Origin of the sequence: Actinomyces stomatis (assembly GCF_031292835.1) — a bacterium.
GTDB classification, from domain to species: Bacteria; Actinomycetota; Actinomycetes; order Actinomycetales; family Actinomycetaceae; genus Actinomyces; species Actinomyces stomatis.
Genome location: NZ_JASPEP010000030.1, coordinates 1 through 22998 on the forward strand (window position 1 = coordinate 1; position 22998 = coordinate 22998).

At 69.0% G+C, this 22998-nt stretch carries 22 protein-coding genes; 7 read left to right on the plus strand and 15 right to left on the minus strand.

Features of this window, described 5'->3' with window-relative positions:
• Positions 1 to 707 (plus strand): hypothetical protein (locus RIV12_RS11850; protein WP_309324113.1); only part of this gene is annotated, 707 nt, incomplete at its 5' end.
• Positions 708 to 742: 35 nt separating this feature from the next.
• On the opposite strand, the gene RIV12_RS11855 is transcribed toward RIV12_RS11850, so the two are convergent.
• On the minus strand, positions 743 to 1177 hold the full coding sequence (locus RIV12_RS11855) for a PLD nuclease N-terminal domain-containing protein (protein ID WP_309324115.1): 435 nt from the start codon (positions 1175 to 1177) through the stop codon (positions 743 to 745).
• A 109-nt stretch (positions 1178 to 1286) separates the two neighbouring features.
• Here RIV12_RS11855 and RIV12_RS11860 point away from each other — a divergent pair, with 109 nt between their 5' ends.
• Positions 1287 to 2642, plus strand: coding sequence for an AMP-binding protein (locus RIV12_RS11860; protein WP_309324118.1), 1356 nt, complete (start codon positions 1287 to 1289; stop codon positions 2640 to 2642).
• Here RIV12_RS11860 and RIV12_RS11865 read toward each other — a convergent pair.
• Together RIV12_RS11865 and RIV12_RS11870 are read right to left on the minus strand one after the other, a co-directional pair.
• Positions 2626 to 3558: a PfkB family carbohydrate kinase gene (locus tag RIV12_RS11865; protein WP_309324120.1), complete on the minus strand. Its 933-nt coding sequence runs from the start codon at positions 3556 to 3558 to the stop codon at positions 2626 to 2628. The two genes, RIV12_RS11860 and RIV12_RS11865, sit on opposite strands and share 17 nt — an antisense overlap.
• Complete coding sequence (locus RIV12_RS11870) at positions 3555 to 4586, minus strand: ADP-ribosylglycohydrolase family protein (RefSeq protein ID WP_075418248.1); 1032 nt, start codon at positions 4584 to 4586, stop codon at positions 3555 to 3557. Before RIV12_RS11870 ends, RIV12_RS11865 begins: the two co-directional genes overlap by 4 nt.
• Positions 4587 to 4783: 197 nt before the next feature.
• Here RIV12_RS11870 and RIV12_RS11875 point away from each other — a divergent pair, with 197 nt between their 5' ends.
• Together RIV12_RS11875 and RIV12_RS11880 are read left to right on the plus strand one after the other, a co-directional pair.
• Entirely contained in the window at positions 4784 to 5764 is a 981-nt protein-coding gene (locus tag RIV12_RS11875; RefSeq protein WP_309324123.1) for a 1,4-dihydroxy-2-naphthoate polyprenyltransferase, read from the plus strand.
• 27 nt (positions 5765 to 5791) lie between these two features.
• Complete coding sequence (locus RIV12_RS11880) at positions 5792 to 6565, plus strand: hypothetical protein (protein ID WP_309324124.1); 774 nt, start codon at positions 5792 to 5794, stop codon at positions 6563 to 6565.
• 540 nt (positions 6566 to 7105) lie between these two features.
• Here RIV12_RS11880 and RIV12_RS11885 read toward each other — a convergent pair.
• Both RIV12_RS11885 and RIV12_RS11890 read right to left on the minus strand, forming a co-directional pair.
• A complete protein-coding gene (locus RIV12_RS11885) occupies positions 7106 to 7687 on the minus strand; it encodes a YagU family protein (RefSeq protein ID WP_309324126.1) in 582 nt (193 codons plus the stop codon).
• A gap of 279 nt (positions 7688 to 7966) precedes the next feature.
• Positions 7967 to 8452 carry a hypothetical protein gene (locus tag RIV12_RS11890; RefSeq protein WP_309324128.1) on the minus strand — a complete coding sequence of 162 codons (486 nt, stop codon included), beginning with the start codon at positions 8450 to 8452 and terminating at the stop codon, positions 7967 to 7969.
• A gap of 225 nt (positions 8453 to 8677) precedes the next feature.
• Between RIV12_RS11890 and RIV12_RS11895 the strand changes: the two genes are divergently transcribed.
• Genes RIV12_RS11895 through RIV12_RS11905 form a run of 3 tightly spaced genes read left to right on the plus strand, consistent with a single transcriptional unit; the run spans position 8678 to position 11946 of the window.
• The gene (locus tag RIV12_RS11895) at positions 8678 to 10372 is read left to right on the plus strand and encodes a cytochrome c biogenesis protein CcdA (RefSeq protein ID WP_309324129.1); all 1695 of its coding nucleotides are present in this window, start codon (positions 8678 to 8680) and stop codon (positions 10370 to 10372) included.
• A 39-nt stretch (positions 10373 to 10411) separates the two neighbouring features.
• Positions 10412 to 11044, plus strand: a complete 633-nt coding sequence (locus RIV12_RS11900) for a sigma-70 family RNA polymerase sigma factor (RefSeq protein ID WP_309324131.1) — start codon at positions 10412 to 10414, stop codon at positions 11042 to 11044.
• Positions 11041 to 11946, plus strand: a complete 906-nt coding sequence (locus RIV12_RS11905; RefSeq protein ID WP_309324132.1) for an anti-sigma factor — start codon at positions 11041 to 11043, stop codon at positions 11944 to 11946. The genes RIV12_RS11900 and RIV12_RS11905 overlap by 4 nt, the downstream gene beginning before the upstream one ends.
• 361 nt (positions 11947 to 12307) lie before the next feature.
• Here RIV12_RS11905 and RIV12_RS11910 read toward each other — a convergent pair whose 3' ends face one another.
• The 10 genes from RIV12_RS11910 to RIV12_RS11955 form a co-directional block, all read right to left on the minus strand.
• A complete protein-coding gene (locus tag RIV12_RS11910; protein ID WP_309324133.1) occupies positions 12308 to 13399 on the minus strand; it encodes a 1,4-dihydroxy-2-naphthoyl-CoA synthase in 1092 nt (363 codons plus the stop codon).
• Between the two features lie 60 nt (positions 13400 to 13459).
• Positions 13460 to 14131 (minus strand): response regulator, encoded by a 672-nt coding sequence (locus RIV12_RS11915; RefSeq protein WP_309324135.1) that lies wholly within the window; start codon positions 14129 to 14131, stop codon positions 13460 to 13462.
• On the minus strand, positions 14124 to 15335 hold the full coding sequence (locus tag RIV12_RS11920) for a sensor histidine kinase (RefSeq protein ID WP_309324137.1): 1212 nt from the start codon (positions 15333 to 15335) through the stop codon (positions 14124 to 14126). Before RIV12_RS11920 ends, RIV12_RS11915 begins: the two co-directional genes overlap by 8 nt.
• 118 nt (positions 15336 to 15453) lie before the next feature.
• Positions 15454 to 15648 (minus strand): hypothetical protein, encoded by a 195-nt coding sequence (locus tag RIV12_RS11925; protein WP_309324139.1) that lies wholly within the window; start codon positions 15646 to 15648, stop codon positions 15454 to 15456.
• A 381-nt stretch (positions 15649 to 16029) separates the two neighbouring features.
• Entirely contained in the window at positions 16030 to 17295 is a 1266-nt protein-coding gene (locus RIV12_RS11930) for a galactokinase family protein (RefSeq protein ID WP_309324141.1), read from the minus strand.
• Entirely contained in the window at positions 17292 to 18134 is an 843-nt protein-coding gene (locus RIV12_RS11935; protein WP_309324159.1) for a nucleotidyltransferase family protein, read from the minus strand. The genes RIV12_RS11930 and RIV12_RS11935 overlap by 4 nt, the downstream gene beginning before the upstream one ends.
• Before the next feature lie 70 nt (positions 18135 to 18204).
• Positions 18205 to 19623, minus strand: a complete 1419-nt coding sequence (locus RIV12_RS11940; RefSeq protein ID WP_309324143.1) for a phosphoglucomutase/phosphomannomutase family protein — start codon at positions 19621 to 19623, stop codon at positions 18205 to 18207.
• A 94-nt stretch (positions 19624 to 19717) separates the two neighbouring features.
• Positions 19718 to 20581 carry a carbohydrate ABC transporter permease gene (locus tag RIV12_RS11945; protein WP_309324144.1) on the minus strand — a complete coding sequence of 288 codons (864 nt, stop codon included), beginning with the start codon at positions 20579 to 20581 and terminating at the stop codon, positions 19718 to 19720.
• Positions 20578 to 21570, minus strand: coding sequence for a carbohydrate ABC transporter permease (locus RIV12_RS11950; RefSeq protein ID WP_309324146.1), 993 nt, complete (start codon positions 21568 to 21570; stop codon positions 20578 to 20580). The genes RIV12_RS11945 and RIV12_RS11950 overlap by 4 nt, the downstream gene beginning before the upstream one ends.
• A 56-nt stretch (positions 21571 to 21626) precedes the next feature.
• Positions 21627 to 22919, minus strand: coding sequence for a type 2 periplasmic-binding domain-containing protein (locus tag RIV12_RS11955; protein ID WP_309324147.1), 1293 nt, complete (start codon positions 22917 to 22919; stop codon positions 21627 to 21629).
• Between the last annotated feature and the right edge of the window lie 79 nt (positions 22920 to 22998).

Consider the following 22998-nt stretch of genomic DNA (forward strand, 5'->3'; position numbering starts at 1 on the left):
AGGTCCTCCGTCCCGGCCGCGCCCGCCCCGCCCCACGCCGCCCCTGGACCGGGCAGGACTTCGTGTGGTGGCACACCGCCGCCGTCCTGACCGCCACCCGCCAGGGTCGGCGCCCCAACCCGGTCTCACCGACCATCGACCCCGTGCGCCCGGCCCTGGGGTCCGGTGAGGTCATGCTGGCCACCTGCGACGCCGAGCTGCTCCTGTGGCGGCGCGGGGACGCCACCTACAACCCCTCCCGAGGCTTCTTCCTGGCCGGAGGCCCCGTCGGCCTGGCCCTGACGGCCGCCTTCTTCGGTGGACAGGCCTATCTCAACCACCGGCGCCGACGCTCCGCCGAGGCCGACGCCGTCGAGAAGTGGCGCCACCTGGCCGGCGCCCGCCTGACCGTGTCCACCCACGGCATCTACCTGGGCACGGGGGAGGGCGTCATGCCCATCTCCTACGCCGACATCCAGGAGGTCCAGCTCACCGCCACCGGAGAGATCATCATCGCCGCAGCCAACTCCTCCGGCTCCGTGCGGCTCAAGATCCGGGCCCAGTGGGCCGAGCTCGTCCTCATCCTGTGGTCGGTGCGCTACATGCCCGAGCACCCCCAGCTCATCGGGCGAACCTGGATCCCCGGCGACTGGCTCATCCACGCCGCCGCCCACGGATACGACGTCGACACCACCCCCTGGCCCCAGGCGCGCCCCGCCCTGCCCTGAGGGCGCAGCGACACGGCCGGCCGGCGCGTCCCCGGTCAGTGCTGGTCGGTCCCGGACCGGTCGGTCCCGCCGGCGTCAGGACCCTCGTCAGTCCCGTCATTGCTGCCGTCGTGACCGCCGGCCGGCTCCTGCGGGTGGTGCTTGCGACGGCGGATGTCCTGCTCCAGGCCCCTGAGGAACTCCGGATCGTCGTCGGGCGCCGTGGGCCGGGCGCGCTGCGGGCGACGGAAGCTCGTGCCCTCCCGGGAGGACCACACGGTGGGCTCGACGTAACCGCCGCGCTCCTCGGCGGCCTTGACCCGCGAGACGATGATCCAGGCGATCGGGCCGATGGTCGGGAACAGGACGACCAGGGTGATCCACAGGTACTTCGGCATCCTGGCCGGCATGCCCTCATCCGGCGTGCGTGCGCAGTCCAGCAGGGCGTACAGCGTCAGAGCGAACACCAGGACGATGAGGACGATACGCATGGACCAACCCTAACCGAGCCGGACGGTCCCGCAGACCCCTCACCTGCCCGGACCCTCCCGTCCACGCCGGCTCGTCCCCATCCGGCCGGGGCCGTGGCACGATCATGCCGTGCCCGCCCCGCCCGCCCTCCGCCTCCTGACTGGCGGAACCGCCCCCGACGACGTCGCCGCCCTGCGCACCGCCCTCGCCGAGCGCCTGGCCCTGCGCGGCCTGCTCGCCAGCCGCGATGGCCGTCCAGCGTCCACCGCCGTGGACGGAGCCGACCGGACGGACGCGCCTCCTCCGCCGCTCGTACCCATCGGTCCCGAGGAGGACCCCTCCCAGGTCCGCGCCGACCTGACCCGCCGCATCACCCGCATCCCTGCGCGCACCGACCTCATCCTGCGCACCTCCGGCTCCACCACCGGCACCGGCAGGCTCATCGCCATGAGCGCCGCCGCCCTGGTGGCCTCCGCCCGCGCCACCCACGCGCGCCTCGGCGGCCCGGGAACCTGGCTCCTGCCCCTGCCCGCCCACCACGTCGCCGGCCTGCAGATCCTCATCCGCTCCCTGGAGGCCGGAACCGAGCCCGTCGTGGTCGACACGAGCGCAGGATTCAGCCCGACGGCGCTCGCGGACGCCCTGAGCTCGGCGCACCCGCTCACCGGTCCGGCCGCCTCCCGGCTCTATGTCTCCCTGGTCCCCACCCAGCTGGTGCGCATCCTGCAGGACCCGGCGGCCGGCCGGGCCCTGTCCACGGTCGACGCCGTCCTCCTGGGTGGTGCCGCCGCCGACCCCGGGCTGCTGGCCCGGGCTCGAAGCTCCGGCATCACCGTGGTCACCACCTACGGCATGAGCGAGACCGGCGGCGGCTGCGTCTACGACGGCCGTCCCCTGGAGGGGGTCGAGATCGCCATCCAGGAGCCCGATGCCGAGGGCGCCGGCCGCATCCTCATCTCCGGTCCGGTCCTGGCCGAGGACTACCTCCAACCCTCCGGCCGCACGCCCGACGACGCAGGCGAGGGCTTTCACCGCAGCGGCGGCAAACGCGTCCTGGCCACCTCCGACCGCGGCCGACTGCACCCCGACGGGCGCCTGGAGGTCCTGGGACGCCTGGACGACGTCATCATCACCGGGGGCGTCAAAGTCGAGCCCCGCCACGTGGAGGAGGCCCTCGCCGGCATCGAGGGCGTTGCCGAGGCCTGCGTCGTCGGCCTGCCCGACGAGCAGTGGGGAAGCCGCGTGGTCGCCGCCGTCGCGCTCGAGCCGAGTGGGCACCGGGACCGCTCGCACCGGTGGGACGGCGCCGCCCTGCGCGAGGCGGTCCGCGCCCGGCTGGACGGTGCGCACGCCCCCAAACGGGTTGTTGTCCTGGAGTCCCTGCCGCTGCGCCCCAGTGGGAAGGTCGACCGGCGCGAGGTCGCCCGACGCCTCGCCGTAGCCACGACAGACGTGACGGCGGGGCCTCCTACGCCAGGGCCCTGATCTCCGCCTCACTCGGGCAGGTGGCCGGACCGAAGCGCGTCGTGGTCAAGGCGCCGGCCACATTCGCCCAGCGCAGCGCCGTCGTCAGATCGACGCCCCGGGCCAGGGCCGCGGCCAGGACACCGGAGTGCGCGTCCCCGGCCCCATTGGTGTCCACCGGTGTCACCGGGATGCTCGGGGTGTGGCGTGCCCGACCCCCATCGGAGAACCAGGAGCCCTGCGCCCCGGCCCGTACCAGGACGATGCCGAGCCTGGACGCCAGCGTCTCGCAGACAGCACCGTGGTCGCCGATCTCCGCCCGCAGCCCCAGGCGGCCGGCGAGCAGCCCGGCCTCACGCTCGTTGAGGGACCAGATGGGCGCCAGTCCACCGATGCGCTCCAACGCGCTCATGGGGACCGAACCGACCATGGGGGAGACGTCGAACAGTGCCGTGCACCCCGCCCGGGCCTCGATCAACCTCCCGGCCAGCCGCTCCAGCGCCGTCCTGGAGGCATCATCGGCCAGGGAGTAGCCGGAGAGGTAGACGATGTCGTCGTCGCTCACCTCCAGGTGGTCGAAGGCATCCGCCGGGCCACGAGTCTCGGCCCCGCAGGTGGAGATGAAGGTGCGCTCGGCTCTCGCATCGGTCATGGCCACGCAGTAGCCCTGGTCGCCGGGTGCGACCGGGCCGACATGGTCCACCCCGATCGTCTCCAAGGCCTCGCGGGCTGCATCGGCGAAGGGCCCCTCACCCAGTGGTCCGGCGTACAGGGTCTCGACACCCAGCCTGCGGGCGGCGGCCAGCACGTTGAAGCCACCGCCGACGGCCATGGAGGACTCGTCGGCGAACACGTCGCCACCGGGCTCGGGAATCGCCTCGATGCGCAAGGTGAGGTCGATGACGACCTGGCCGGTGTGAATGACCCGTCCCATCATGGCCGCCTCTGCTCCGGAGCGGCCTTCCGGGAGCGCCCGATGCCACCACGGAGCGTCAGCAGCGCCTCGCAGACCGGGGCGAGCCTCAGGCTGGAGCGCGCCAGTACCTGACGGACCGGCTCGGTGGGAAGAAGACGGGGTGAGCTCGCCCCCAGGACCGCGCCGGCCATCGCGGCAATGGTGTCGGTATCTCCCCCGAGCTCAGCGGCGAAGCACAGCCCGTCCAGGGGCTGCTGCGCGAACTCCCGCACAATCACCAGAGCGCAGGGGACCGACTCGGCCGACTCCACCGACGTTCCGACGTAGGTGCGCAGATGCTCGGCCAGGGCGTCCCCGTGCAGGTCGCGACTCGTCGCCAGGGCCAGGCGGGTGCGGGCGGCGACAGAGGCCTTCTCCGTCCAGTGACCCTCCCCGGGGTGGGCGGCCACGAAGTCCAGCGCCGCCTCCAGCGCACCCGCCGCGTCGACGCCGTCGATGGCCGCGCTGACCGCTGCGGCCAGGAGCCCAGCGGCCTCGAAGCCCTGCCGGGTGTCGTGGGTGACCAGGCAGGACTCGTGAACGGCCTGGGCCAGCGCGTCGCCGTCGGTGCTCAGGGAGAAGGCGATGCCCACCGGAGCCACCCGCATCGCGGCGCCGTTGGTGGTGCCCTCCCTGCCGGTGCAGTGCGGGTCGGCCCCGGCGCGCACCCGCTCCAGAGCGAGCTTGGTGGAGGGGCCCAGCAGGTCCAGGGAACCGCGGGCGCGCATGTCATCCTCCCAGCTCAGGAGGGCAGCGGCGAGCTGGTGGGGGTCGATGCGGCCGCCACCTTCGGTGAGGAGTCCGGCCAGGATGAGAGCCTGCTCGGTGTCATCCGTGACGCTGCCCGCAGGCATTGAGGGGGCGATGGGCTGCTCGGCGACGGCGTCGCGCAGCCCGGTGATCGCGCCGTAGCACCGGCGGATCTGTGTCGGGCTCATGGACTGGGTGGGCATCCCCAATGCGTCGCCGAGGGCCAGCCCGGTCAGCGCTCCCAGGGCGCGTTCGCCCACCGAGGGCTCAGACGCGGCAGGCTCAGACCCGGGTGAAGGAGTACGAGGACGGGGATCGGGGTGTCTCACGGAGGTCCTTCTGGCGATCAGGGTGCCGGCTGCATCACCGGTCGAGGTGTGGCTCATGCGCTCGCACCGGTGAGGGCCACGGCGCTGGTAGGGTCACTGCCGCCTACCCTAGAGGATCGGAGGAAGCCGTGAGCGGCGAGAACGGCGAACACGCGCAGGACAACGGCCCCCGCGCCACCAGCTGGGGGGAGGTGGTGCGTCTGCGCACCCTGCCGGCCGCTGTCGCCCCCGTCATCCTGGGTGCCGGGGCGGCCGCCGCGGTGGGGGAGCTCTCAGTGCTGCGGAGCCTGCTGGCCGCGGGCGTGGCCCTGGCGCTGCAGATCGGCTGCAACCTGGCCAATGACTACTCCGACGGCGTGCGCGGCACCGACGACGATCGCACCGGGCCGCCGCGACTGACCGCCTCCGGGCAGGTCGCCCCGGGCGCCGTCAAGCTCGCCGCCTTCGGCTGCTTCGGGATCGGAGGTCTCCTGGGCCTGGGTCTGGTGGTGCTGACCGGCCAGTGGTGGCTGCTGGTCATCGGGGCCGCGGCGATCGCGGCTGCCTGGTTCTACACCGGCGGCTCCCACCCCTACGGCTACGCCGGCCTGGGGGAGGTCTTCGTCTTCGTCTTCTTCGGCCTGGTGGCCACGGTGGGAACCGCCTATGTCCAGGCCGGCACGGTGCCGGGGTGGCTGTGGCCCTCGGCCTGCGGGATCGGCCTACTCGCCTGCTCCCTGCTCATGGTCAACAACTTGCGCGACATCGACGCCGATCCCGCCCACGGCAAGATGACCCTGGCGGTCCGTCTGGGGGAGGGGGGCGCTCGGCGCGCCTTCTCAGTCATGCTCTACCTGCCTCTCCTGCTGGGGGCCGTCGCCCTGGTGTGGGCGCGTGAGACCGGATCAGCCAGTCCCGTCGACGGCGGGGGCCACATCAGCCCGCTGCTGACCCTGGTCATCGCGCTGGCGGCGCCGCTCCTGCTCCTGCCGCTGGTCCGACGGGCCACCGCGCCTGTGCGTGCCGGCGCCAGGGGGCGCGATCTCATCGCCTCCCTGCGTGACGCCGGCCTGCTGGAGCTGGCCTACGGCGTCGTCTTCGCCGCCGCCACTGTCATCATCACCCTGTGAGCCCGGGCTCGGGAGAGCGTCAATCTCATGCGGGGAGATCTCAGGGCGTCAACGAAGTACATCGACTGGGCGCTGGTTCCATCCCGCTGGATTGAGCGGCGATTCCTCATCTTCACGGCACTGCGCAGCCCGGGGTACATCCTGCTGCATCTCGTTGCTGGCCTGCCTCTGGCGGCTATCGTGGGAATCACTGTTGGGGTGCTTCTGGAGCTGGTGGGAGTGCCTGAGGTGAACGGGGCGTGGGCCTTTGTGCTGGGGGCCCTGCTCGTGGCCTCTCTCATGGGGTACCGGCTGCTGAGCTTCACCGTGTTCAACGCCTCGGGCGTGCACATCTTCCGGTTCATCGGATGCTGGTGGTGGCGCAAGGACATCCCGTGGGTGGCCTTTCGCGAAACGGCGCGTGTGGACCTCCAGGAGGCGCCCTATGACATCCACGGCTTCACACCTCCCGATACCCACAATCTGGCGCTGCATCTGACGACCATGGAGCAGTGGGCAGGGTTCGTCGGGGCCTGGGCGGCACAGGGGGATCGCTCTGATCCGGTGGCGGGACGTCCTCCGAGGGACCGCATGGCGCTGGTCAAGGCATTCGATAAGCAGGGCACGTTCTGGAAGCTGGACAGTACTTCGACGATCGTCCCCGGATTCGTACGCCTGTCTCGACCTGACGACCGGCGTCAGGGGGCTCAGGAGCGCATCGCCCGCGACTGGCGCGCCCTCATCGAGTGGGCGGAGCAGAAGCAGTACCTGCCCAGACGGCTCTACCCCTTCGAGTCCTACCCGGGCTTTCTTCCCTGGTAGCCCGAAGCTCCAGACTCGCCTGCGGGCTAAGCAGTCGGAGTCGGCGTTCGCCCCGCGATTGGTACTGCATCAGTGTGGGCAGAGGGGGGAGAGGTCTGGAGGGCCGCTGGTGACCATGGTGCTGACATCACCCCCCTCATCGGCGTTGCACGCCGAGGAGGAATCCCGTAATTCCAACGATTCTTGGGGAGGGCTTTCGCGGTGGGCTCGTTGATGTCAGCGCTGTGGACACTGAGCCGTGGGGCTGAACGACTCTGCGGGGTCTAGGTGGCGGGGTCGGGCTCCCTTACCCGCGCTGGCCGAGCCTTCCTCTGCCTGTCCCCTTTCGGCTCCTGCGCAGGAGCCTGGACGCCATGGTTCGACGTCGGCCCCGGCCTACTCCACGAGGATGGGGGTGCACTGGCCGAAGTTTGTGCGTACTGCACGAGCCCCCGCCCCTGGTGGAGTACACCCGAGGCTCACGCAGTAGCCCCCGGCCCTCGTGGAGTACTGGCGGACGCCGACCGCCGCACCGATGGAGACGCACCAAGCCCTGAGGACTCAGCGGGTCGGTTCGGTATCGAGCGGAACCCACGGGTCGGGCTGGTGGGTGATGCGGTTGCGCACGTCCCGGCGAACGAGCTCGATCGACCACAGCCAGATGACGTGCCCCAGCGCCTCGGAGAAGTGCTCCGCCCAGGTCTGCCCACCGGCGACCCACGGGAAGGGCGAGGGGACCGTGCCCGTCAGCGGCATGAGCACCAGGTGCGCCCCCACCCACACGAGCAGACCGAAGGCGGCCCCCTGCCACAGCGTGATCGACTTGTAGTACTCCGCCATGACGCAGTAGAAGACGGCGAAGACGATCGCGAAGCTGAAGTGGATGATGAAGGAGTAGATCGGCAGCCCCTCGTTGCCGTTGAAAGTGATGCCGGTGTGCGACTGCTCCGGGCTCATCCCCAGCTGCTCAAGGAGCTGCTGAGGCGGGTTGGTGGCGTTGCGCTCCGGGGTACGGGGCGGGAAGGGAACCTCCCAGCCGAACTTGACGATGGCGGAGAAGAAGCCTCCGATGATGCCGACGACGATCGCGGTTCCGACTCGTCGCCGCGCGGGGTCGGTCTTCTTCAGCAGGGTGGACAGCATGGGTGTCTCCAGGTGGTGGGAGTAGTCATGGTGACCGAGTCGGTGGACGGCTTGCAGATCGAACGGTGTCCTAGTCGTCCGTTGTCCACCGACCCGGCCTCCCGGAAGCCTGGCATGGGAGGCGGCCGGGCCGCAACGTTATCGTGACCTAATCCGGTTGCGTCCCGTGAGCCGTGGCGAGGTCGAAGCGCTGAATCGGGAACGGAAACCGGCGAGGGCCTCGCCGCAGCTGGTGCTGCAACGAGGCCCTCGCCAGATTGATGGTGCAGGTCTGTCGGCTCAGTTGCCGCCGCCCTGCTGGCCCGGCTGCTGGGCGCCGGCGCTGCTGTCAGCACCGCCCTGCTGCTGGCCACCCTGCTGGCCCGGCTGCTGACCGCCCTGCTGGTTGTCGCCCTGAATGGAACCGCCCTGCTGTTGGTCGCCCTGCTGCTGGCCCGGTTGCTGGCCCGGCTGCTGACCATCCTGCTGGGTGCCGGCGCTGCCGCCTGCACCGCCCGGCTGCTGACCGCCCTGCTGACTGTCGCCGCCCTGCTGGCCCTGGGGAGCGGTGGGCTGGCTGCCTCCTCCGGTGGCGCCACCGGTCGCCTTGCTGTCAGCACTGGGCGTAGCGGCACCGCCGTCACTGGTCTTACCCGCGGTCTGCTTGGTGGCGGGTGTGGTCGAGTCGCTCGAGCCGGAACCCGAGCAGGCTGCCAGACCGAGTCCGGCGGTGACGATGAGGAGCGAGGTGGCGAGGGTCTTGGCACGTGTAGCGGTGAATCGCATGAGATCTCCTATGCGGTTGCTGGTGCAGTGTCAGTGCGGGATGGCCCGCTCTTGCCGATCCGGAGTCGCCGTCGTCCATGGTGCTTAAGGAAGAGCCCACCGACACCCGTTGCGAGTGACGATCGTCATAGACGGCTATGTGGTTGTTCGACAATCCCCGTTGCCGATGGCTCCGAACCTCTTTCGAGACTAGCAACAAGAAACGGACCGAAAGGGTGAATTATCGTGACAACCGTCTCGAGTCTGGTGGCCATCGGGCTGCTGGGAGGTCTCATCACGGGTATCTCCCCGTGCGTCCTGCCCGTGCTCCCCGTCATCCTCCTCTCCGCAGGAGCGCAGGGTGTACGTAGTGATGACGAGGAGGACAGCGGCGGCTTCGCCTCCCGCTTCCACCCCTACCTCGTGGTGACCGGCCTTGTGGTCAGTTTCACGGTCTTCACGCTCCTGGGATCGACTCTCCTGAGCCTGCTCCATCTGCCGCAGGACCTCATCCGTTGGATCGGCATCGTCATGCTCGCCCTGATCGGCCTGGGCATGATGGTCCCGAAGGTCATGGAGACCCTGGAGCGTCCCTTCGCGCGCTTCCAGCGCTTCGGTGGTTCGAAGAATCCCTCCAACGGCTTCCTCCTGGGCCTGGTGCTGGGAGCCGCGTACGTGCCCTGCGCCGGACCGGTCCTGGCTGCTGTCGCTGTCGCGGGCGCCACCGGACGGATCGGCGTCGACACCGTTGCGCTGGCCGTGTCCTTCGCCGTCGGCACGGCGATCCCGCTGCTGGCCTTCGCCCTGGCCGGACGTGGCATCACGGAGAGGATTCGCGCCTTCCGCACCCGCCAGCGCGCCATCCGCGTCACCGCCGGTGTCGTCATGCTCGGGCTGGCCGTGGCGCTCGTCCTGGACGCCCCGGCCGCGCTCCAGCGCCGCCTGCCCGACTACACGGCCTCCCTTCAGGCCCGCACCGACAGTCTCCTTCACGGTGACTCCACCGGGGCCTGCCGTCCCGGGGCCACCGCTCTCGGCGACTGCGGCCCCCTGCCCGCCATCGACGGCGCGGTGGCCTGGATCAACACGCCCGGTAACCAGCCCCTGACCCAGCATGACCGCGCCGGCAAGGTCACTCTGGTCGACTTCTTCGCATACTCCTGCATCAACTGCCAGCGCTCGATCCCCGGCATCGAGAAGCTGCACGAGACCTACGCCGCCTCCGGCCTGCAGGTGATCGGCGTCCACTCCCCGGAGTACGCCTTCGAGAAGGAGGTGGACAACGTGCGCGGCGGCGTCGAGAGCCTCGGCATCACCTACCCCGTGGCCGTCGACTCCAACCTGGTCACCTGGACCAACTTCGACAACCACTACTGGCCCGCCCACTACCTGGCCGACGCCCAGGGCAACGTCCGCCAGACCCACATCGGTGAGGGCGGGGAGGCCGCCACGGAGAAGCTCGTCCGTGAGCTGCTCACGCAGGCCAACCCGAAGGCGACCCTCCCCGCCCCCGTCTTCTCCGAGGCGAACGACGACGCGGGCACGAACAGCCCCCGCACCCCCGAGACCTACCTGGGCTCGGACCGGGCCTCCGGCTTCGCGCAGGGCACCCTGCACAAGGGCCGGCACTCCTTCTCCTTCCCCTCCCGTCTTCAGGCCGACACCTTCGCCCTGGACGGCACGTGGAAGGTGGAGCCGCAGTCCATCACCCCGGCCGAGGGCAAGGGACGTCTGCGCCTGTCCTACCGCGGCAAGCAGGTCAACCTCGTCGTCTCCGGAGAGGGGGACCTGACCTGGACGGTCAACGGGAAGACCCGCACCACCCACGTCTCCGGCGTGCCCAACGGGATGGAGCTGGTCCGTACCGACGAGGTGGGATCGGGCGAGCTCGAGCTGGAGGCCTCGCCCGGGCTGCAGCTCTACTCCTTCACCTTCGGGTGATCCGGCGGTGAGAGCAGGGATGACTGAGGAAACGGTGCGATGAGCCTGGCGACGATGGAGGCACAGCCCCGGGCGCGCACCGTCTCCTCCCGCGCACTCGCCTACCATTCCCCTGTGACAAGCAGCAGCTCCAGCAGCTCTGAGGGGGAATGGATCGCACAGGTGGCCGACGGTGACGCCGACGCCTTCGCCCGCCTCTACGACGCCTGGTCCTCCCGGCTGTTCGCGCTGATCCTGCAGATCGTCGTCGACCGCGCCCAGAGCGAGGAGGTACTCCAGGAGGTCTTCCTCGAGGTGTGGCGCACGGCCGGTTCCTTCTCCCAGGCGCGAGGCAGCGCCCGCGCCTGGCTGGTGACCATGGCCAGGCGCCGGGCCATCGACCGGGTCCGCTCCTCCCAGTCCTCCCGGGACCGGGAGAGCCGGTGGCATGACTACATGCCCGACGTCGACCTGACGGTCCAGCAGGTCGAGGACAGACTCGTGGGCGAGCAGGTGCACCGGGCTCTCGAGGCCGTGGGGGAGCCCTACCGCTCCACCATCGAGCTGGCCTACTTCACGGGCCTGACTCACCGCGAGATCGCCCGCCGCACGGGCACGCCGCTGGGGACGGTCAAGACACGCATCAGGGACGGAATGGCACGGTTACGACGAGAGCTGGGGGTGCAGTCATGAGCGACCGCGACAAGACTCACGAGGACACCATCAACGGCGACGCCGATACGCCGGACGCCGAGGGGCTCGACGGTGCGCAGGACCTCGACGGCGTCGGGCTCCTCGACGACGATCTCGACTCGGAGACGGCCGCCCTGCTGGGGTCCTCGCTCAGGCCCGTGCCCCCGCCGGCCGCGATCCGCTCCTCCCTTCTGGAGGCCATTGCGCGCGAGCCTCAGACGGGCCAGGCCGGCGAGGCCACCGGCACCATTGAGGAGGACGCGAGCGCCGCCGCCGGCGGCAGCGATGGTGGCAGTGACCGCGACTCGGTGGACTCCTCCGTCGTCAGCCTCGGTGCGCGCCGCCGACGCCGCTCCGCCTGGCGCACCGGCCTGTTGCGGGCGGCCGCAGCCGTGGTCCTGCTCGGCGTCGGCATCGGTGTGGGGCGCTGGAGCGCGCGGGGGGCGGTCGATGAGGCCATGGACTCCATGGCGCCGACCCAGCACTACGCCCACCTCAACCAGGCCCAGGACGTCCAGCGCGTGACCGACACGATGCCCGACGGGCATGTTGCGACCCTCACCTGGTCCCGGGACATGAGCATGACCGCGCTGACACTGCCGGCCGCCATGAAGGAGTCGGCAGGTGAGCGCAGCCTCCAGGTCTGGCTCAAGGAGGGGGAGACGACCACCTCGCTGGGCGTCTACGACCCCCGCGGCGGGGCCGGCTTCTCCTTCCTCGACTTCATGCCCAAGCCCGGCCAGCAGATCGTCATCACCATGGAGCCGGCCGGCGGATCGGACCAGCCGACGACGCCGCCCCTGGTCACCCTGCGAGTGAGTGAGGACGCCGGCCAGGCCGGCACCGCGACCGGCTCGCCGGCCCCCGCACCCTCGGCCGGCCCCACCGGGGACTCCGCCTAGCGGGGGCCGCGGCGGGGAGGAACGACATGAGCACCCGAATTGTGATGTAAATAACACTCAAATCATCTTGAGGAGTCCGACCTCGATGCTGACGGACGTCAGTGCCTCTGAGGTGATTTCCTGTCATTCCGCGGTTTTCTGAGGGTTGATGGAAGCGGCGGGCGACGAGGGCGGTCGTTGTCGCTGTGAGCGGAAGACAATGAGTACTTCTTTTCCATCTTCGGCATGAATGCACAGAGAATTCTGAGGGCGTGAATTCTCTTTCAGAATATTCGCTCCATTCCGGTACGCACCACGATTCTGAATGTCCTCGATATGTCGACCCTGAGCTCTCTTAGGCGGTCGTGACGATGCCTCAGAGTCAGAAGTAGTACGGGAAGGGCGACCAATCGGGGGTGCGGCGCTGGAGGAATGCGTCGCGCCCCTCAACGGCCTCATCGGTCATGTAGGCCAAACGCGTGGCCTCGCCGGCGAAGACCTGCTGGCCGGCCAGGCCGTCGTCGGCCAGGTTGAAGGCGAGCTTGAGCATGCGGATGGCCTGCGGGGACTTGCCCGCCACGGTGGCCGCGTACTCCAGGGCCCGTTCTTCGAGCTCGGCGTGGGGGACCGCCTCATTGACGACGCCCCAGCGTTCGGCGGTGACGGCGTCGTAGGTGCGGGCCAGGAAGAAGATCTCGCGGGCGCGCTTGTCCCCGACCTGGCGGGCCAGGAGCGCGGAGCCGTAGCCGGCGTCGAAGCTGCCGACATCGGCGTCGGTCTGCTTGAAGCGCGCGTGCTCGATCGAGGCCAGCGACAGGTCGCACACGACGTTGAGGCTGTGACCGCCGCCGGCGGCCCAGCCCGGGACGGCGGCGATGACGGCCTTGGGCATGGTGCGGATGAGACGCTGAACCTCCAGGATGTGGAGTCGGCCTGCCCTCGCGGTGTCGAGGCGGGCCTGGGCGGCGGCGACATCGGCGTCATGGCTGTAGGTGCGGTCGTCGGTCTCGCCGGCGGCAGTCGGGCGTTCCTGCGAAGCGCCCGGCGAGGTCTCTCGCTCGTAGCGGTAGCCGTCCCGGCCGCGGATGCGCTGGTCGCCGCCGGAGGAGAAGGCCCAGCCGCCGTCGCGTGGGGAGGGGCCGTTGCCGGTGAGGATGACGGCGCCGACGTCGCCGCTCATACGCGCATGGTCCAGGACCCGGTAGAGCTCGTCGACGGTGCGGGGGCGGAAGGCGTTGCGCACCTCGGGCCGGTTGAAAGCCACGCGGACCACCGGCAGGTCCTGAAGCCAGGTGCCGTCCTCGTCCCGGACGCAGCCCCTGTGGTAGGTGATGTCCGTAAGGGCCTCCGCCTGCTGCTGGGGGGCGTCCGTGCCGGCCTCGGCGTGGGGGAAGCCGGACACCTCCCGCCAGTGGGCGGGGGCGAAGATCTCTGAGACTCGGCGCGGCAGCGGATGGGCGGTGGTGGCGTTCATGGCCTCAGCGTAGGGCCGCCGGGGCTTGTCCCGCCCCAGGGGGTGTGGTCGTCGTGGCTCCTAGTTTCCCAGGGCTGCGGCGATGAGCTCGGTGCGCGAGGTGTGGCCGAGGCGGTGGAGGACCTCGGAGACGTAGATGCGCACGGTGTTCTCGGAGATGCCGAGCTTGCGGGCGATGCGCCGGTTGGTCAGTCCCTCCAGGAGACAGGTGTAGATGTCCTGGAGGCGGGGCGGCAGCTCGTTGACCAGCTCCTGAATGCGGGCCTCCGCGGTGGCGCGCTTCTGCTCGGACTGGTAGGCGCTTACGAGCATCTTCGTGGGGCGTGAGGACATGACGGGCTCGCCGCGGCTGGCGCGCAGTAGCGCCGCGGCGACATTCTCCGTGCTCTCATCCTTGGTGATGAAGCCGTTGACGCCCTCGGCCAGGGCCTCGGTGAGCATCTCGTCACGACTGAAGACGGTGAACATGACAATGGGCATCCTGGGGAAGCGCTCATAGATCGCTCTGGCCGTCTGGGCGCCATCCATATCCGGCATGTCGCTGTCCAGCAGGACGACATCGACGGGCTGCTGCCCGGTCATGAGCAGGCTGATGGCCTGCCGTCCACCGGAGGCGGCGGCGACGACGGTAATGGCCCGCTGCGAGTCGAGCTGTTCGGCGAAGGTGGTGCGGATGAGCGGGTCGTCATCGACAATGAGGACTCGCAGGGAACGCAGGGTGTGACTAGGCATAAGCGGCTCCGTCCGGTGGCGACATGAGGGATCTCGCATTAGTGGTTGGTGTGACGATCTCGTTCCAGGGGAGGCTGGCGAGAACGGTCCAGGAGGCTCCGATCCGGTTCGAGCTCAAGGAGCCCCCGGCATTCTCGAACCGGTCCTGGAGGGCCCATAAACCGTATCCTCCGTGCATCTCCTCAGGCACTTTCTGATCATGCCAGGGCGAGCTGAAGCTGATGAAGAGGGTGTCCTGCTCCTGCTCCACAAAGAGGGAGACAAGATCGTGGGGAAAGTTGTACTTGAGGGCGTTGAGGGTGTTCTCGCGGATGAAGGCGACCAGGAGCCGACCGAGCTCGGAGCGGTGCAGCGCCGGAATCCTCTCGATGCCGTCGAGGTCGGCGTCCAGGACGATCTCTCGCTGAGCCAGCGTGGAGACGCTGGAGTCGACGATCTCCTGAAGGGTGGGCTCCTCCTTGGGAGGCCCCTGGGAGACGGCTAGGTTGTGGATGAGCAGGCGCAGGTGTGCGAGGGCCCGCTGGGTCCGGTCCTGCAGATCGAGGACGCGGTCGCGGTCATCGCCGTTGGGGAGCCTGATGGAGCGGGAGATGATGAGCATGCGGGTGAGGTCGGCGGCCAGGTCGTCATGGAGGCTGTCGGCAATGTCACGGCGCAGCTGCTGAATGAGCTCGGCGGCAATCTCCTTGGAACGCTCCGCCTCCCGCTGCATCTCCTCCAGTCGGTCTTTGGTGTTGCGGATCAGGACTCCGAAGGAAGCGGATAGGACTCCCCAGAATATTGTCCAGACTGTCACGGGAAGGAGGGGGAGTCCAGATATGAGCTGCGCCAGAAAGAATGCGGAGAGTGAAATGAGAGTGAGCTTGGCTTTCTTGGCTGCCGTGAGGTCGGCAACTATGGCGTATACAAGAATCCATCCCCATGATAAGTGTGATCCCGGTATGGAGAAGATGATGAGGAGTGCGGTAGAAAAGGTGGCTACTCCAAGTCGTCGATCTTTTGTGTAGACGTAGGGGAGGAAGGAGAGTATTTGAAAAATTTCCCCAAATATAGTCGAACGTATGTCCTCTTTAAGGGTGAGGTAGGTGTAGATGTCTAGGAGGATTAGGGGGGCGATAATTGAAGTGAGGATGGCTCGCCTCAGGTGTGGCAAAAGCCTCTGGTGTCGCATCCAGAGTCTTGATAGGAAACTATCGTCTCGCATGATCCTTGAGGTGAGTACTGAATCCGTGGGTGAATTATTTTCTATATCGTGTGTTCGGTGTTGAAAAGGTGTAGCCACCCCTAAGGGGTGAGCTTAAGGGTGGCTGGGGTGGTGCTTCTCAGTCGAACCAGCGGTTCTTCTTCCGGTTACACAATGGTGAGGGAGGGAAGATGCACAAGTCGTAGAGAGGCTTCCCGAAGGCGCCTGCTGAGTCGTCGTGCCGTGCGGGGGCGGCGGCCGGTGCTGCACTGGCCGGCGCGGCGAAGCCCGCCATGAGGAGGGCGACGAGGGAGATGCGGACAACGGATTTCATTGGAGAGAGCTCCTGTCTCATGGGGAGGTTACGAACAATTTATATTACCATTCCACTGGTTTGCGACAACTGCGTTCTTCGCCGCCCTGATTGATTCTTCGCTCAACAAAACTGTTGATGGCGGGGCTCTGCCAACTCCATACCCCTGGAGCCGCGCCGGCGTGAGGCCGTCGGCTACGAGGCCGCCTACCGCACTACCCGGCCTTTGCTCCGCGCCCGGCCGAGCTCGCCGACTCCGACGACCCGGTCGCCCGCCTGCGGCGCGAGCAGGGACGGGGCTTGGCTGCCTCGACCATCGAGGGCGGAGGCTTCGAGATCCTGGGCAACCTGACCCTCGTCATGGGACTCGCTCACCACTCCACTGCCTGCCGGTCGGGGCGCTCAGGACAGCCGGCAGGCCCTCGGCCCCGGCCTGGTCACGATCACCGCGGCCCGCTCAGCGCCTTGCTCTCGGTCCCGGTAGGCCCGGAGCCACTGCGAGGCGAAGGCCTCAGCGTCATCGGCCCGAACCAAGGCGTACACCGACCCGCCCCACCCGGCTCCGAAGGAGGAGGCGCCGATGGCGCCCGCCTCACGGGCCAGTGACACCATGAGTCGGGTCTGCGGCACCTGGTTGCACAGGCCGCGGTCGGCCAGCTCCTGGGAGCGCTCAAGGACCTCGCCCACGCCGGGGTCGGCCGCAGCGATCAGCCGGGCGCCGTCGGGAACCAGGATGAGGGACTCGATGAGGAACTGCTCGATCCGCTGCCTCTCGTAGCCGGGGCCGCACAGCCTCAGCAGGTCCTTCAGCGCCGGGTCGCCGGCCGCCTGCTCACCGGTGGCGTCCCCGACCAGGTGCCTGACCGCGCCGGCCAGGGAGGCATCGGTGCGCCCAGTGGCCTCGTTCCACCTGGCCAGTACCGCCTGGACGGTGTTCGGCCCGCGGTTGTAGTCCTTCAGGGCCGCACCGGTCTTGTGGGCCAGCACCCCGCTCACGCCGACGACGAGCGCCCACTGGGCGGGGAAGGAGATGGTCCGCTCGATGCGCATCGGATCGAATCCGGCCAGCAGCAGCCGGTCCTGGGCGCCGCACAGCATGCCGGTGTGGTCCTCGCTCCCGCCGCGGGTGCCCACTCCGCTGGTCCCCGGCAGGTCCCGCCACGCCCGTCCGCCCTCCACGGCGGCGAGGTAACCGGCCAGGGACAGGCGGTCGGGCATCGACTCGATCCACCGGGGATCCTTGTCCCAGCCGTTGAGGGAGGCCAGGGCCAGCGCCGTGGCGCACACCAGTGCGGAGGACGAGCTCATCCCGGAGGCCGGCGGAAGGTCCGAGGAGATGGACAGGTGGGCCGCGGTGCCTGCCCCGAAGTTGAGGGTGAGGCGGTCCAGCACCGTCTGAAGGTAACGGCCCCAGTGGCCCGGCTCCAGGCCCGGGTCCACCCCGGCGAGCAGGGTGACCGGCTCGCCGCCGTCCGTGGTGGCGGTCAGGGAGGCGGGAGGCCCCGCCACGCGACGCGCCCGCGCCGTGATCGCTCGGTCGACGGCGCCGACCAGGACCGAGCCGCCGGCGTAGTCGGTGTGCTTACCCAGGACCTCGACGCGTCCGGGCACCCGCCACGCGGTCTCCCCGGGCCTCTCACTCATCGCCCGGTGCGTTCCCTGGTTCACAGCGACACCTTCGTCCCGGACAGGCGGGCTTCGACCTCACGGATGTCCTCACGCCGCGACAGGTCCAGGACCCCTCCGGTCGCGGGGAGGACCGAGACCGGACCGGGCAGGGCGCGCACGGCGTCGACGATCTCCAGCTCGCCGCGCGGCGAGGGAGTGATCCGGCGGCAGGCGGAGAAGATCTCAGGGGTGAATCGGAAGGCGTTCATCGACACCGGGGCGTGGGCTCCGGCGGCCCGGATCGCCTCTGCTGAAGGCTTCTCCACGATCTCCTCCAGCGCCCTGTCGCGGGCGCGCACGAGAGCGAAGGCGGCGATTCGCTCGGCGGGGATGTTGGACTCGGCCACCAGGGCGGCGCGATCGAAACCGGCCAGGGCGTTGCCCCGGTGGCGAGCCAGGTCTCGCAGTACCTGACGGGGGTAGTAGTTGTCCCCGTTGACCATGAGGAAGGACTCCTCTCCCACGGCCGCCTCGGCGGACAGGACGGCGTCGGCCGTCCCCAAGGGGTTGACCTGGACGGCCAGGTCGATCGTGAGTCGGGCGCACTCCAGGGAGTCGACGTGGCGGCGGAAGTCCTCGTGCTCGGGCCCCACGACCAGGACGGCCCGCTCGATCCCGGCGTCGGCCAGGGCTGAGAGGCTGTAGTCGATGAGCCGGTGCTCGCCGATGGGCATGAGGGCCTTGTAGCCGCTGGCCGCGGCCGTGGCCTGCTGGGAGGTCAGGCCGGAGCCGGCTGTGCTGCTCGCCCGCATGCGTGTGCCCAGTCCCCGGGCCAGGACGACGGCGACACGGGTGCGGTCCGCCGCATCACTCACCGTCTCAGTACCCGTCTCCGTCATAGGGCCGGTCATCGCGTCAGCCATCGTGTCAGTGTTCGCGTCTGTCATGGGATCCTTCCTCCTGCCCGTCTCAGGCGTCCAGGCCGTAGTGGCTCGCGACGGCGGCCGCGGTCTCCCGGGCCTCGTCACCGGTGGGCATCTCGGCGAAGACCCGCAGGAGCGGCTCGGTGCCCGAGAAGCGAATCGTCACCCAGCCGCCGCAGGTGAAGTAGACCTTGCAGCCGTCCTCCCAGGAGATACGCTCGACGTCGTGGGCGAAGGCGGGCAGGTCGTGGGCGCTGAAGATGCGCTGCTCCAGCTCGGTGCGCCGCTCGGAGGTGAAGCCGTAGGCGTTCTCCACCATGACGAGCTCACCGTACCGGGCCACGATGTCGGCGTAGAGCTCGGAGAGCCTCTTGCCCGAGGCCGCCACCGCCTCGACCAGCAGGGAGCCGGCGTAGACCCCGTCCTTGCCGGGGATGTGACCGCGCACGGTCAGGCCCCCGGAGGACTCGCCCCCGATGACGGCCCCGGTCTCGGCCATCTTGGCGCTGATCCACTTGAAGCCGACGGGCACCTCGTGGCAGACCTGCCCGTGGGCGGCCGCGACCCGGTCCAGCAGGTGGGTGGTGGACATGTTGCGCACGGCCGGTCCTGTCCACCCCTTGTGGGTCAGCAGGTAGTCGTAGAGCAGGACCAGGACCTGGTTGGGGGTGAGGTAGGCGCCGGTGTCGTCGATGATTCCCAGGCGGTCCGCGTCCCCGTCGGTGGCGATGCCCAGGTCCGCGCCGGACTCGACGACGGCGTTGCGCAGCGTGGTGACGGTCCCCTCGGTGGGTGAGGGCATGCGGCCCCCGAACAGGGGGTCGTGGCGGTCGTGGATGACGTCCACCTGGCAGCGGGCGGTCAGCAGGATCGTCTGCAGGCTCGTCTCGGAGACCCCGAACATCGGGTCCAGCACGATGTGCATGTGGGCGTGGCGGATGGTCTCGGCGTCGAGCTTGTCGATGATCGCGTCCAGGTACCAGTTGATGGACCGCTGAACGGTGACGAGCTCGCAGGAACGGGCCTCATGGGGCTCGACGCTGCGCACGTCCGCGTCCGTCAGGCCCTGCACGGAAGCGGCGAGCTCGTCGGTGACCCCCAGGTCGGCGTCGCGGCCGCCGGGCAGGAAGATCTTGATGCCGTTGTACAGGGCCGGGTTGTGGGAGGCGGTCACGGCCATCCCGTAGGCGGCCCCCAGGCGGCGCACCGTCCACATGGTGGTGGGGGTCGGGGAGGGGCGGTCGATGACGGTGACCCGGATACCGTTGCCGACGAGTACCTCGACGGCCCACCAGGCGGCGGTGTCGGATAGGAATCGGCGGTCATAGCCGATGACGACGCCCTGCTCGGCCGTGCCCTCCTTCACGATGCGGTTGGCCAGCCCCTGGGTCAGGAGCCTGACGTTGGCGCGGGTGAACTCGTCGCCGATCACGGCTCTCCAGCCGCCGGTGCCGAAGTGGATCATGGTGGTTCCTCTGCTGAGGCGCCGTTGCCCGGGACGGGGCGGCGAGGTGGGTATGGGTGTGGAGGGGGGAGGTCTCTGGGGGCGGGGGTGGGGCTCAGCCCTTGACGGCGCCGGCGGCCAGGCCGGACTGCCAGAAGCGCTGCAGGCCCAGGAACAGCACGATCAGGGGTATGACGCCCAGGAGAGCGCCCTGGAGGAGCGCCCCGTACTGGGGGTTGAAGTAGGTCGACATCCCGTAGAGCCCCAGGGTGACGGGTTTGAGCGTGGCGGAGTTGATGGTCATCAGGGGCAGGAAGAAGTTGTTCCAGGTCACCACGAAGATGAACAGGAAGATGGTGACCATCGCCGGCGCGAGCAGCCGCAGCACGATGGTGAAGAAGATGCGGATCTCGCTGGCCCCGTCAATGCGGGCGGAGTCGATGATCTCGTTGGGCACCGAGGAGTCGGCGTAGACGCGGCCCAGGAAAACCCCGAAGGGGCTGACCGAGCACGGCAGGATGATCGACCAGACGGTGTTGGTCAGGTGAACGGCGTCGAGGACCAGGTACAGCGGGATGGTCAGCAGCGCGATGGGCATGAGCAGGCCGGAGAGGATGACGACCTGGACGGCGCCCCGGCCCGCGAACTCGAACTTCGCCAGACCGTAGCCGGCGGCGACCGACAGGAGCGTGCCCAGCACCCCGGCGACGCACGAGTAGAGCAGGGAGTTGAGGATCCAGCGCCAGAAGAGCCCCTGGGTCCAGCTCATGAGCGCGCTGTAGTTGGCGGAGAAGTTGTTGTGGCCGGAGAACCACCATCCGGAGGAGGTCAGCAGGTCGGAGTTGGACTTGGTGGAGGAGACGATGAGCCAGTAGACCGGGCCGAGCATGTAGGCCAGGACGATGACCAGGACCGCGATGGTCAGGGCCCGTGCGGGGACCGACGGACGCAGCGAGCGAGGAGTGTCGGTGGGCTTCACTTGTCGATCCTGTTCTGCACGAGGGCGTAGAGGGCGGCCAGGACACCGGCCACCAGGGCGATGAGGACGGAGACCGCGGAGGCCGGGCCCGAGCCGGACGGCGAGAGCGCACCGGTCATCGAGTTGTAGGCCATCATCATTGGCGTGTAGTCCAGCCCCATCCACTGGTTCTGGCTGTACAGGACGGTGGGCTCGTTGAACAGCTGCACGGTCCCGATGATGGAGAGCAGAACCGCGAGCAGCGAGGCGGAACGGACCATGGGGATCCTGATGCGTCGGACGATCTGCCACCCGCTGGCCCCGTCGATGCGGGCGGCCTCGTAGAGCTCGCGGGGCACGGACTGCAGCGCCGCCAGGAAGATGAGCATGTTGTACCCGGTGAAGGTCCACGTCGTGATGTTGGCCATGGACCACAAGATGATGCTCCTGCCGAAGAAGTCCATCTTCAGGCCCGCCAGTCCCAGCAGCTCATTGATGGGGGAGAAGCTGGGGTTGTACATGTAGAGCCACATGATCGCGGCCACGATCCCGGGGATCGCGTAGGGCAGGAAGAAGCCCAGGCGGAAGACTGTCACTCGCCTGACCAGGAGGGAGTCGAGCACCAGAGCCAGGGCGAGGGCCGCCAGGATCATGACCGGGACCTGGACCACGCCGAACAGCAGGACCCGTCCCAGTCCCCTCCAGAAGGCGGGCTGCCCCGCGGCCTGGACGTAGTTGTCCAGGCCGACGAAGGTGCTCACCTTCTCCCCGCCGCCGTAGAGGTCCGAGCCCGAGGCGACGTCGCGGAAGAAGGACCGGTAGACCGACACCACGATCGGAATGAGGAAGACGACGGCGAACATGGCCAGGAACGGAGCCACGAACCCGATGCCCGCCCGGGCCTCCCTGCGCTTTCGCAGCGAGGTGGTGCGGATGGCGGGAGAGGTCCGTGGCCGGGCCGGTGACGAGGGGGAGGAGGAACCGCCCGTTGCCGTTGTCGTCGTACTCATGATGCTCTCACTTCGATCGTGGTGCCGGTGGCTGCCCGTGGGCCGTGCTCGACCGCCTACTCGGCGACGGGCAGGTTGGCGTCCTTCAGGGAGCTGACGGAGGTCTTCTGGGCCGCCTGGAAGATGTCATCGACCTTGCCGGTTCCCTTCCCGGCCGCCTCGGCGGCCTTGGTCATGGGGTCCGCCAGGGAGGGCCAGGTCGGCATGAAGCCGAACTTGGAGTTCACGGCCGTGTTGGCCTTGGTGAACTCGGCGTAGACGTCCTGGCCCCCGAAGAAGGTGGAGATGGCCTGCGGGGTCTTCACCGGGGCCTTCGCGGTCAGGACGAGTCCCTGGGTGGCCAGGTCATCGACCTGGGTGTTGAACCAGTCGTTGAAGGCCATGGCCCCCTCGGGGTTGGAGCAGCCCTTGAGGACGGCCACACCGGAGCCGCCGTCGGGGCCGGACATGGGCTTCTCCCCGAATGCGGGCAGCTGGGCGACCGCCCAGGACCCGGCATTGGGGGAGTCCTTCATGGTGTCGGCCAGGAGCGCGCCCTCCCACGCGGCGCCAATGGTGCCGATGAGCTGCTGGTCGACCAGCGCCTTGCCGAAGGCGTCGTCCCAGCGGTTGGCCACGAGGGCCGTCTTGGAGTCCAGGACCCCCTGCCAGAAGGAGGAGACCTTGGCGGTCTCCGGGCTGGAGACGTTGACCTTCCACTTGTCGTTCTCAGCGCTGAACCACTGGGCGCCGGCCGCGGCCGACTGGCCCGCCAGGGTGTTGGGGGCCTCATCGGGCTCGAAGGCCAGGGCGTACTTGCCCTGCTCCGCCGCCTTCTTGGCGACCTCGGCCAGCTCGGCGCTCGTCGTGGGCACCTTCAGCCCGAGCTTGTCGAAGGCGGCCTTGTTGTAGAAGTAGACCAGCGGGCCGGAGTCCTGCGGCAGGCCGACGACGGTCTTGCCCACGGTCATCAGCGACATCGACCCCTCGGAGAAGTGCTCCTTGTACTTCTCGGCCTGGGCGGACACGTCGGTGAGCAGGCCGGAGGTGTAGAGCTTGGGAATCTCGGCGTAGCCGACCTGCGCCAGGCAGGGGCCGGTCCCGGCCTTGACGTCGTTCTCCAGCTTGACGTTCATGTCCGCGGCCTTGCCGTCGAACTTGGTGGCCTCGACCTTCATGTCGGGGTGCTCGGAGTTCCAGCGGGCCACGATGTCGTTGACCTTCGTCATCCCCTCGCCGTCGGGCAGGCGGTGCAGGTAGTGGATGACGCCGCCGGAGGCGGACGAGCCGGACGAGCCGGTCGTGCCCGAGCAGCCCGCGGTGAGCATTGCGAAGGCGAGCAATGAGGCGGCCAGTGCGTGTTTCTTCATGGGATTTTCCTTCTTCGTCATTGAAAAGGCCCGGCGTCTGCCGGAAGGAGTGGGGGCGCGGCGGGGAGGTGACGTGGAG